Source organism: Enterovirga sp. CN4-39 (assembly GCF_049446235.1).
Classification (GTDB): domain Bacteria; phylum Pseudomonadota; class Alphaproteobacteria; order Rhizobiales; family Beijerinckiaceae; genus Enterovirga.
This window is the reverse complement of sequence record NZ_JBMSEF010000042.1, coordinates 1-9,911: the sequence shown is the minus strand read 5'-3', so window position 1 is coordinate 9,911 and position 9,911 is coordinate 1. Positions and strand designations below refer to the sequence as shown.

Annotated in this window: 14 protein-coding genes and 1 pseudogene; 1 reads left to right on the top strand and 14 read right to left on the bottom strand. The window is 69.3% G+C overall.

Translation table 11 applies throughout. The annotated features are described in order from the left end of the window. The 14 genes and pseudogenes from ACO2SS_RS28430 to ACO2SS_RS28365 all read right to left on the bottom strand — a co-directional run. Positions 1-133: pseudogene (locus tag ACO2SS_RS28430) on the bottom strand (hypothetical protein); the annotation flags it as partial. Positions 134-162: 29 nt separating this feature from the next. Continuing rightward, positions 163-882 carry a 5-oxoprolinase subunit PxpB gene (gene pxpB / locus ACO2SS_RS28425; protein WP_423281237.1) on the bottom strand — a complete coding sequence of 240 codons (720 nt, stop codon included), beginning with the start codon at positions 880-882 and terminating at the stop codon, positions 163-165. 51 nt (positions 883-933) lie between these two features. After that, on the bottom strand, positions 934-1,284 hold the full coding sequence (locus tag ACO2SS_RS28420; protein WP_423281236.1) for a response regulator: 351 nt from the start codon (positions 1,282-1,284) through the stop codon (positions 934-936). A 270-nt stretch (positions 1,285-1,554) separates the two neighbouring features. Further along, the gene (locus tag ACO2SS_RS28415) at positions 1,555-2,088 is read right to left on the bottom strand and encodes a hypothetical protein (RefSeq protein ID WP_423281235.1); all 534 of its coding nucleotides are present in this window, start codon (positions 2,086-2,088) and stop codon (positions 1,555-1,557) included. Between the two features lie 19 nt (positions 2,089-2,107). Beyond that, positions 2,108-2,512 carry a DUF3618 domain-containing protein gene (locus ACO2SS_RS28410; protein WP_423281234.1) on the bottom strand — a complete coding sequence of 135 codons (405 nt, stop codon included), beginning with the start codon at positions 2,510-2,512 and terminating at the stop codon, positions 2,108-2,110. 1 nt (position 2,513) lies between these two features. Beyond that, positions 2,514-2,906, bottom strand: coding sequence for a phage holin family protein (locus tag ACO2SS_RS28405; protein ID WP_423281233.1), 393 nt, complete (start codon positions 2,904-2,906; stop codon positions 2,514-2,516). Between the two features lie 10 nt (positions 2,907-2,916). Beyond that, positions 2,917-3,510 (bottom strand): hypothetical protein, encoded by a 594-nt coding sequence (locus ACO2SS_RS28400; RefSeq protein WP_423281232.1) that lies wholly within the window; start codon positions 3,508-3,510, stop codon positions 2,917-2,919. Between the two features lie 81 nt (positions 3,511-3,591). Continuing rightward, positions 3,592-4,725, bottom strand: a complete 1,134-nt coding sequence (locus tag ACO2SS_RS28395) for a YihY/virulence factor BrkB family protein (protein WP_423281231.1) — start codon at positions 4,723-4,725, stop codon at positions 3,592-3,594. Between the two features lie 107 nt (positions 4,726-4,832). Continuing rightward, positions 4,833-5,117: a hypothetical protein gene (locus ACO2SS_RS28390; protein WP_423281230.1), complete on the bottom strand. Its 285-nt coding sequence runs from the start codon at positions 5,115-5,117 to the stop codon at positions 4,833-4,835. Positions 5,118-5,213: 96 nt separating this feature from the next. Continuing rightward, the gene (gene pyk / locus ACO2SS_RS28385) at positions 5,214-6,635 is read right to left on the bottom strand and encodes a pyruvate kinase (protein ID WP_423281229.1); all 1,422 of its coding nucleotides are present in this window, start codon (positions 6,633-6,635) and stop codon (positions 5,214-5,216) included. 70 nt (positions 6,636-6,705) lie between these two features. Continuing rightward, complete coding sequence (locus ACO2SS_RS28380) at positions 6,706-7,338, bottom strand: phosphatase PAP2 family protein (protein WP_423281228.1); 633 nt, start codon at positions 7,336-7,338, stop codon at positions 6,706-6,708. Between the two features lie 120 nt (positions 7,339-7,458). Continuing rightward, on the bottom strand, positions 7,459-8,808 hold the full coding sequence (locus ACO2SS_RS28375) for an MFS transporter (RefSeq protein ID WP_423281227.1): 1,350 nt from the start codon (positions 8,806-8,808) through the stop codon (positions 7,459-7,461). A gap of 1 nt (position 8,809) precedes the next feature. Further along, a complete protein-coding gene (locus tag ACO2SS_RS28370) occupies positions 8,810-9,088 on the bottom strand; it encodes a type II toxin-antitoxin system RelE/ParE family toxin (RefSeq protein ID WP_423281226.1) in 279 nt (92 codons plus the stop codon). After that, positions 9,085-9,369 carry a hypothetical protein gene (locus tag ACO2SS_RS28365; protein ID WP_423281225.1) on the bottom strand — a complete coding sequence of 95 codons (285 nt, stop codon included), beginning with the start codon at positions 9,367-9,369 and terminating at the stop codon, positions 9,085-9,087. Before ACO2SS_RS28365 ends, ACO2SS_RS28370 begins: the two co-directional genes overlap by 4 nt. Positions 9,370-9,466: 97 nt before the next feature. On the opposite strand from ACO2SS_RS28365, the gene ACO2SS_RS28360 reads away from it, so the two are divergent. Further along, the coding region (locus tag ACO2SS_RS28360) for a DNA translocase FtsK 4TM domain-containing protein (RefSeq protein WP_423281224.1) at positions 9,467-9,911 on the top strand (445 nt) is incomplete at its 3' end.

Genomic DNA, 9,911 nt, shown 5'->3' with positions numbered 1-9,911 from the left:
CGATCGCGGCTGCGCCCGGGCCGTTGCCCACGAGCACGTTCGCGTGGGCGAGGGCGAGCCGGTCCATGGCGCCGGAATCAGATACGCCGAATCTCCGCCAGCCCACCCGGCCGGCATCCTGCAGGCTCGTCATCGGGCCGCAGGATTTTACGACGAGCCGGGTCACGATGTCTGCTCCGCCACGATGGCACCGGCCGCAGCGGCGCGATCGAGCTCGTCGAAGAGGCGCGGCTCGATCGGCTCGAACCGGACCCGGTCGCCGGGCCGGAGCAGGAAGGCGGGCTCCCGGTCCGGCATGAAGTTCCGCACGGGCGTGCGGCCGAGGAGATGCCACCCGGAGGGCGCCTCGATCGAGGCGACGAGCGCCTGCACGCCGCCGATCGAGATCGTGCCCGGCGGCGTCTTGAGCCGTGGGTTCGTGCGCCGCGGCGTCGCGATCGACGGGTCGAGCCCGCCCAGATAGGCGAAGCCCGGCAGGAAGCCGATCATGTAGACCTGATAGAGGGGCGCGGAATGGCGCCGGACGAGCTCCTCCGGCGTGATCCCGTGCGTGGCGGCGGTCGCCTCGAGATCGATGCCGTGCTCGCCGCCATAGGCGACCGGGATCGTCCAGGTGCGGCCGCTGGCGGATGCCGGGACGGCACTCGCAGCCGCCTCGAGGAGGCTCTCGCCGAGCTCGTCGAAGCCGATCTGCACCGGGTCGTAGATGACGAGGAGCGACCGGTAGGTCGGCACCGTCTCGACCAGCCAGGGCCGGCCGGCGAGTTCGGCATCGAGCGCCAGCACGCGGGCGCTCAGGGCCGGATCGATGGCCTCCCCGAACTCCACCGCGACGGCTGTGTCACCACAGGGAAGGATACGCGGGGCGGGCCGGTCGGACATGCCGCGAGACCTTATCGCGCGGCTCCCGGCCGGACCAGACGTGACGTGGCGTCAGGCGGCGAGACGTGCGCCCGCCTGGGCCAGCGAATCCCGGATCATCCGGTGCTGGTAGGGCTTCGGGATGAAGGGTACGTCGCGGAGAAGCGCCGGGACCTCGCTGCGGAGCGATGCCGACACGAAGGCGAAGGGCACGTGGGAGGCCTGTAGACGCTCCGCCAGGCGGAAGCTCTTCCCGTCCGGCAGGTCGACGTCCAGCAGGGCGAAGTCGAGGCCGTCCTCGACATGCCTGCCGGCATCCGCGACCGTATCGCAGAGGCTGACGACCTCATGTCCGCAGGTCTCGACGAGGCACTGCAGGTCGAGGGCCGTCAGAGGATCGTCCTCGAGGATGAGAATACGCATAACACTTTCTCCTCATCGGGCCGTGCCCTGCGAGAGACCGGCGCTTCGAGCTATCCGGAAAAGCGGAGCTCGGAGTCTCCGTTCCTCTTTCGGGGGCGGCCCGGAGAGGTTCCGGGCGTCACGGTTAAGGTTGAGTTAGCGTTGCGGCGATTGGTGGCATTCGAACCAAATGCGACCGGCCCGCCGGGCGGAGATGCCCCAAAACGCAAAGGCGCGCCCGAAGGCGCGCCGAGGCGTGGCGGCTTAGAGCCGCCAGCGAGGCGGGGTCGGTCAGGCCGCGCGGCCCTCTTCGCCCGGCTGGCGCTCCTCGCGGCCGCCGCGCGTCGCCGCCTGGAGGTTCTCCTCCACCATGCTCTTGCCCTGCTCGGCGAGTTCGCGGGCATAGCGCATGCCTTGCTCCCGCACCTCGTCGGCATAGCGTCCGAACACCTGGTTCTCGCGCCGCGTGCTCGGCAGGAGCGAGCCGATGAGCAGCCCGGCCGCCAGGCCGGCGACGCCGACCATCACGGGGTTCTCCTCGACGAAGGCCTCGATGCCGCGCCGGCGACGGGTGAGCTCGGATGCGGAGCGCCGCCGCAGCTCGCCGGTCCGGCGGGTCGCCCGCTCATAGGCTTCGCTCGCCGTCTCGCGCACCGTCTCGGCCGCGGACCGGGCGGCTTCCGCCGCGCTCTTCAATCCGTCGCGGGCACCGGCCGCCGCCCCGTGCGAGGAGCCGCCATGGCGCGTGGCCGCGCCCTGGCCGTTGGTCTCGTTCAGGCCCGTGCCACCGCCCTGGCCGGCATAGTGCTTCTCTGCCTCGTTCATGGTCGATCTCCGATCTAGGTCATGCCTGCGCGCCATGGGGCCAGCGGCCCTCGATGGCGTCGGGATTGGGGTGTCGGGAGGGCAGGTCGGGATCGTAGAGCCGGGCCTGTCCGTCATTGATCGCCGGGACCTCGACATAGTCGACATCCGCGATGGTGGTCTCGGCGGCGCGCTGCCTGTTCATCCGGTAGATGAGGTAGCCGAGGCCGGCGGCCGCAACCATCATGGGCAAGGGGTGCCGGCGCATGAGGCCGAGCACGAAGTCGTGCCCGTTCTGGGTTCGGGGAACGCCCGCCGATCCCATCACCTCGTCGACGATGCCGGCGACCGTCAGCCTGCTCTGGATGCGGTCGATCGTGCCGTAGAGGCGAGCGCGAGTCGCCTCGATCTCGGTCTCGATCTCGCGTGAGGTTTCCGACGCCATCTCAGGAGGTCCTCTCCGTCAGGATCTCGGTGTCGCGCTTCAGCTGCCTGATGGTGCGCTTGGGTTCGAGGCTGCTGGCCGAGATCATGTTCTTCCCGACGAAGACGAGGACGCCCGCGATGATCGCCAGCGCACCCCCCACGATCAGGGCCGAGAGCCATCGGGAATGGATGATCAGCTCGAGCCCATAGACCAGCGCCTGGGTCAGCCAGATCAGGGATGCCACGGCGAAGACCGCGGCCGCCCCGAACATGACGGCCCCTTTCGCAAATCCGGCGACGTTCTCGGACATCTCTGCCCGGAACAGCGCGAATTCCTTGCCCGCGAGATCGGCAGCGTCCCGGAGCGCGTCTCCGACCAGTCCCTGGAGGCTGGCTCCTTGTCCGTCGGCCATGACGTCCTCCTCAGGTCGTGCCCGCCATGCCGCCGGTCCCGGCAGTCCGAGGCCGGACGTTGCTGCGAGCCCGCGCACGGGCGGCGTTCGCCTCCGAAAGCTCCTCGGCGGAGCTCTTGATGAACCGCGCCAGCAGGAACCCTGCGATCGCCGCACCGGCCCCGAAAGTGATCGGCTGGCGGCGGGCCAGCGCCTCGACGTCGGCGTAGATGTCCGCGAAGCTCCGCTCCTTCAGGCCCGTCGCCAGCTGGTCGAGGCCATCGGCCGCGCTGCCCACGAACGCCTTGAGGCTGGGCTGCTCCTCGAAGGTATTGCCTGTCTCGCGCAGGGACGATGCGAGGTCGGCGATCGATTGCGCGGCCGTGTCCTTGCGCTGGTCCACGAAGCCCGTCGCCGTGCCTCTGGCGGCCTGGAGAAGCCCGCGGCTCTGCTCCGCCGCCGTGTGCGCGATCTCGCTGGCGACATCGCTGGCGATCGTCTTGAGATCGCCGGGTTCCGCCTGCTTCGCTCCAGTCCCGGGTCCCGCGCCCGTCGTTCCGATTGTCGCGCCCGGCGTGCCGGTATTCCCGGCGACCGTACGGCTTGTCTGTCCTGCTTCGGCCATTTTCGATCCTCGTCGGGGCCCGCCCGTTTGTCCTGCGAGTAATGCGTGGCCGGGGCCCGGGTTCCTTTGTCTGCCTGGGCTTCAAGCCTTCGCGGCGCCGACGCTGTCCGCCATCCTGGCGCCCCTCGCGCCGAGCGGCGCATGCGGGCCTTCGGTGGTGTCGTGCGCCGTCTGGTGCTCGGTCTCGGCGTTCAGCTCCGCCCCGACCAGGATGATCGTCACCGAGAGCCACATCCAGGTCATGAAGCCGATCGCGGCGCCAAGAGAGCCGTAGGTTTCGTTGTAGTTGCCGAAGCTGCCGACATACCAAGAGAACAGCATCGAGAAGACCATCCAGCCGATTGCGGCAAGTATGCTTCCCGGCGCGAGCCAGCTCCATTGCGCGTGATCGCGGCTCGGGCCGTATCGATACAGGACGGCGAGGGCGAATATCGTTAGCAGGAGAAGGACCGGCCAACGCCCCACCCGAACGATCCAATCCGTCTCCCCGCCGAGCCCGAGGAAATTCAGGATCACGGGCACGACGACCACCCCGCTCATCGCGATGACGAGGAAGATGATGCCCGCGAAGGTGAAGAAGAGGGAAGTCAGGTTGAGGATGAAGAAGTTGCGCTTCTCCGTCTCGCCATAGGCGACGTTCAGGGCGTCGAAGACGGCCTTCATGCCGGCATTGGCGCTCCAGATGGAGATCGCGAGGCTCGAGAAGAAGGCAAAGCCGAGAGCGGTCTGGCTGCCCGTGGTGATTCGCTGGATCTGCCCGCCGATGACCTCGAGCGCTCCCGAGGGCAGGAAGCCCGCCAGCGTATTGAGGTGCTCGGAGATCGTCGCCGGGTCGGCCACGAGCCCGTAGAGGGACACGAACGCGCCGATGGCCGGAAAGAGGGCGAGGAGCCCGTAGAAGGTGACGCCGGCCGCCACGGCCAGGATGCGATCGCGGCCGATCTCCTCGTAGACGCGCCAGGTGATGTCCCACCAGCCCTTCGCGGGTATCTCCTGCGGCTGCGCGGCTGCACGCCCCCGGCCCGGTTCCCGGGCGGCCTCGTGCGGGTCATGCGCGGATGTCCCGTCCTCCCTGTCGGATGGCTCGTGCCCCCGAACTCCGGGCGCGTGCCTTCGCCCGAGGGCAGCCGAGAGGACCAGTGCCAGCCCTGCGGTCGCGAGAGCGGAGGTGACCGGACCGTGCTTCTGCGTCGTGTCTTCCATGGAACCCGGCATGCCGAACCGCCTTCGTCCCCAAGACGGAAGCGTGACGGCAGAACGGGCGCGGCCAATCGTCGGTTCCTATGAAGAAGGGCGGAAGCTCTCTCCCGCCCTTCGTCGCCTTACCAGTAGTAGCGCCGGTAGCCCCAGGGTCGGTGATAGTAGTAGGGGCGGTAGTAGGGCCGCGGCCGATAATAGCGGCGGTGATAACCGTAACGCGGGCGGTAATACGGCCGTCGGTAGTGGCGGTACCGCCGATACTGGGCATAGTCTATCCGGGCAGAATCATGCTCGAGGATCTGCCGGGCGACGTTGGTCGGTTCGGCCGCCTGCACGCTTCTTGCCGTCAGGGGTATCGTCAGCAAGATGGCCATGGCGGCTGCCAGGGCCAACATAACTCGTCTCATGGAAAAACCTCTCGTTGCTCGGCCGCCTCCCGGTCTCGACTAAAGGGAGGGCCGCGGCCGCAGTCAACGGGGAGCCATTACTTCGTAGAGCCGGCCTCAACGCGGAGGCGTGCGGGCGATCCGCAGCATGTTGGTGGCGCCCGGCGTGCCAAGCGGCACGCCCGCCACCAGGATGATGCGGTCGCCGGGGGCCGCGAAGGCTTCCCGCACGGCCGTCCGGGTCGCCCCATCGACCAGGTCGTCGAGATTGGTGGATTCGGGCGTCACGATCGGGTGGAGGCCCCACACGACGCAGAGCCTGCGCGCCGTGCCGAGATTCGGCGTGACCGCGATGATGGGCGGCTTCGGCCGCTCGCGGGCAACCCTGAGGGCGGTTGCGCCCGACGAGGTCCCGCACACGATGGCGGCCATTTCCAGGTACTCGGCCATTTCCCGCGCAGCGGCCGCGATCACGTCCGCGCTCGTCCCCTCCGGGGCGGGCCGCTGGTTGGCGATGACGCTCCTGTAGGTCGGATCGCGCTCGATCTCCTCGGCGATGCGGCTCATGGTGCTGACCGCCTCGACCGGGTAGCTGCCTGCCGCGCTCTCGGCCGACAGCATGACGGCGTCCGCGCCCTCGAAGATCGCGGTCGCGACGTCCGACACCTCGGCGCGGGTCGGGACCGGGCTCGAGATCATCGATTCGAGCATCTGGGTGGCGACAACCACGGGCTTTCCGAACTTCCGGCACAGGCGCGTGATGCGCTTCTGGGTGCCGGGAACGCTCTCCAGCGGCATCTCGACCCCGAGGTCGCCGCGCGCCACCATGATGGCGTCGGCGAAATCCATGATCTCGTCGAGGCGGGCCACGCCCTGCGGCTTCTCGATCTTGGCCATGACGCCGGCGCGGCCGCGCGCCACCTTCTTCACCTCCGCGACGTCCTCGGGGCGCTGAACGAAGGAGACCGCGATCCAGTCCGCGCCGGCGTCGAGCGCCGCCTCCAGGTCCGAGCGGTCCTTGGCGGTCATCGCCGAGACCGGGATGGTCGTGTCCGGGACGGAGACCCCCTTCCGGTCCGAGATCTCGCCGCCGACCACGACGTTCGTCACCGCCCGATGCGGCCCGACCTCCGTCGCGACAAGGCGGATCTTGCCGTCGTCGAGGAGGAGCGCGTCTCCGACCTCGAGCGCAGCCAGGATCTCCGGATGGGGGAGGCGGACGCGCGTCGAGTCGCCGGGCCTGTCCTCCGAATCGAGCGTGAAGCTGCTTCCGGGCACGAGGGTCGCATGCCCGCCCTCGAAGGCGCCGAGCCTGAGCTTCGGGCCCTGGAGGTCCGCCAGGATGGCGATCGGCCGGGCGAAATGCGCCTCCACCTCGCGAATCGTCCGCACCAGTTCGCGAAGCCGGTCATGGCCCGTATGGCTCATGTTGATCCGGAATACGTCGGCGCCAGCCACGAAGAGCTTGCTGATCATCTCGGAGCCGGACGAGGCCGGCCCCAAGGTCGCGACGATCCGAGTCCGCCTGCGTCGTCGCATCCACTCCTCCGGGATAAAGGTCGAGTCGGGAGCCGCGAGCCTTGCAACTGTGCCCGCGCTCCGCAACCCGTCAGCGCATCGTTCTCGCTGCTCCGAGTTTCAGGTTGGTGACCTGCGGCGGTAGGCAGATGTCGAGCGCTGCGCTCGCCTTCCTGGCGATCCGGCCGATATGGTGCTCGGGCGAGAAGTGCCGGCCGTCCACGACGATGATCGCCAGCGCGAGGCCGATCGCGAGCGGAACGGGCGGAAGCGGACGGACCTCGGCAGGGCGCCGCAATGCGAGGAAGATGGCAAGGCCGGCAAGGCCGATCAGCCAGCCGACCACGACCTCTTCGCTGCTATGCATGCCCTGGACGACCCGGCTCGCGCCGATCGCGAAGACAAGGGCGGCAGCAGCCAGCCCGGCCGCAAGCGCAATTCCCCGCGAGCGGCCCGACACCAGCATGATGGTCAGGCTGCCATAGAAGAGCGTGGCGAAGCTCGCATGCCCGCTCGGGCTGTTGAGATCGACGACGTCGATCGCGCCCCCGCAGGCCTTGAACAGGAGCTTGGATACGAGCGTCACGCCCAGCCCGGCCGCGAGCATCACGACGAGCGCGCGTAGGTCGGGCCAGCGGCGCAGGGCCGCCAGATAGGCGAGGAGGAGCAGCGAGGTGGGCGCCAGGAGCGCCGTATCGCCGAGCGCTGAGAGTGCGCGCATCATGTCGGGGCGACCGGCCTCTGCATGACGGTGCGGCATCCGTTTCGGACGAGGCTCGGCATCCTCCGTGCGTAATGGCGTTCCATTGCGTCCTTGTTTCGTGAGCCGCGCGGAATTCGCCCGTCAGGCACGCCGGATGCCGGCGATCAGGGTGGCTCCCGCCGCGAAGAAGAGAACCAGGACAGCCGGCCCGGCGGCCTGGGTCCCCGTGACCTGCGTGGCGATGGCGACAGAAAGCGGCGCGAGAAAGGACGTCACCTTTCCCGACAAGGCGAGCAGCCCGAAATAGCGGCCGGCATCCTCGGCCGGGACCGTGCGGGCCAGATAGGCGCGCGAGGAGGCCTGGAGCGGCCCCGCGACGGCCCCGATCAGCAGGCCGAGGCCCAGGAACGCCTTCTCCGGGACGCTGCCGAACAGCCCGCCCGCGTCGGAAGGCGCCTCCGTGGCGATGACGAAGAGCACGTGCTCGCGCCCGAGCGACAGGATGCCGACGCACACGAACATGAGGACGCCGAGCGCCCCGAGGATCACGGGACGGGCCCCGAACCGATCGTCCAGGATGCCTCCGATCACCGCGCCCACCGTGCCGGACACCGTGAGCAGGATGCCGAAGATGCCGAGCTCGGTCGAACTCCAGCCGAACACGCCCGCGCCGTAGATCCCGCCGAAGGCGAACAGGGCGACCAGCCCGTCCTGGTAGATCATGTTGCCGATGAGGAACCGTGCGATGGCGGGCCGGCCGCGGGCCTCCCCGATCGTCTGGCGGAGCCGGGCGATGCCGTCGCGCACGGCATCCCGCGCCCGCGCGCCCGTCCCGGCCGCATCCGGCGTGAAGACGAAGAGGGGCCACACGAAAGCGATCAGCCAGAGGGCGGCGAGCGGGCCTGCGGCCCGGTCCCCCTCGCGTGTCGCCGGATCCAGCCCCAGGACGGGTGTCAGGCCGAAGAACGTCTTTCCCGTCTCGGGCGAGGCCGCCATGAAGCCGAGGACGATCACGAGCGAGACGAGTCCGCCGGCATAGCCCACCGCCCAGCCGGTGCCGGAAAGGCGGCCCAGCCCGGCAGGGCCGACGAGTCGCGACATCATGGCGTTGTTGAACACGGCCGCGACCTCGGCCGCCACGGTCCCGATCGCGAAGGCGACGAGCGCGAGAAGGACCGCATAGCCGGCCCCGGGGGCCGCGAACCAGAGCGTGGCCGAGGCAACGGCCAGGATCGCGCAGGAGGCGGCGATCCATGGCTTCATGCGGCCGGTCGCGTCCGCGATGCTGCCCAGGACCGGCGACGCCACCGCCAGCGCGAGGCCGGCCGCTGCGGTCGCGTATCCCCACCAGGCCTGGCCGCGCGCGGGATCGGGCGCGAGCGCGGCTGCGAAATAGGGCGCGAACACGAAGGTCGTGACCAGCGTGAAGAAGGGCTGGCACGCCCAGTCGAACAGGGTCCAGCTGACCAGGGCGGAACGGCGGACGTGCATGTCAGCGGCGTCGCGCGCCGTGGATAATCGCGATGACCAGCAACGCGTCTTCTACTTGGTCCACGCGATACACGATCACGTAGTGACCGTGCACCAACTCCCGTGTGCCGCGCCGTCGCCCCGGTCGTCCGATCTCGCCGAAGCCGGTCTGCGCGATCCTGTTCACGTGAGCTCGAACGCTCTCGACGAACGCGTCTGCGGCGCGGGCGCTGTCACGGGCGATGTAGGCGTGGATCGCCTCGAGATCCTCGACCGCGGGCTCTAGGATCTGAACTCTCACCGGCGAAGAAGCCGGTCCACGCGAGCATTGAATTCAGCGAGTTCCACGCGCCGGATCCCCGGGTCAGCAAGTCGCCGGTCGATCTCGGCCAGATCCTCGTCCGAGACCTGCAGGTCGTCCTCGGCTCCGGTCGTGGCTTCGAGGGACGCGAGCAGTTCGGCAGCCGCCTCCTGCCGTTCCTCGGGCCAGGAATCGATGCGGTCGAGGATGGTCTGCAGCGCTGCGATCGCCATGACGCCTAGATAGCATTCGCGCCTTCCCGCGGGGAGGGGCTTGGCCATTCCGCTCGGCGCGACCGCGCAACTGCAGGGTTAGCGGCGCCTTAACTGCCCCTTCTTAAGGTGCACGGCGGTCAACCATATTCGTCGCGTATCCCGAATGCACACCATCCGTCGCTACGATTCGCCTCTCGAGCGCCTCTCGGAGGCATTGGGAGCTTTCCTGCGGCGGCGCGCCGTCGAGGCGGGCGGCATCGTCCTGGTGGCGGGCGCGATCGCCTCGGCGCTGGCGCTGGCGACCTGGTCCGTCAACGATCCGAGCTGGAACAACGCGACCTCCGCGCCGGCCCGCAACCTTCTCGGTTCGCCGGGCGCGATCGGGGCCGACCTGCTGATCCAGGTTTTCGGGCTGGGCGCGGTGGCCTTCCTGCTGGGGCCCGCGGCCTGGGGGCTGCGCCTCCTGCGGCACAAGAAGCTCGATCGGCAGATCACGTCGCAGGCGGAAAAGAAGGCGCCGCGGCCCGAGGGCACCTCGAAACCATCCGCCTTCGCCCGCTCCAGCGAACCCTCGCGACCTAAGCAGAGGACGCGCATCCCGAAGGCCC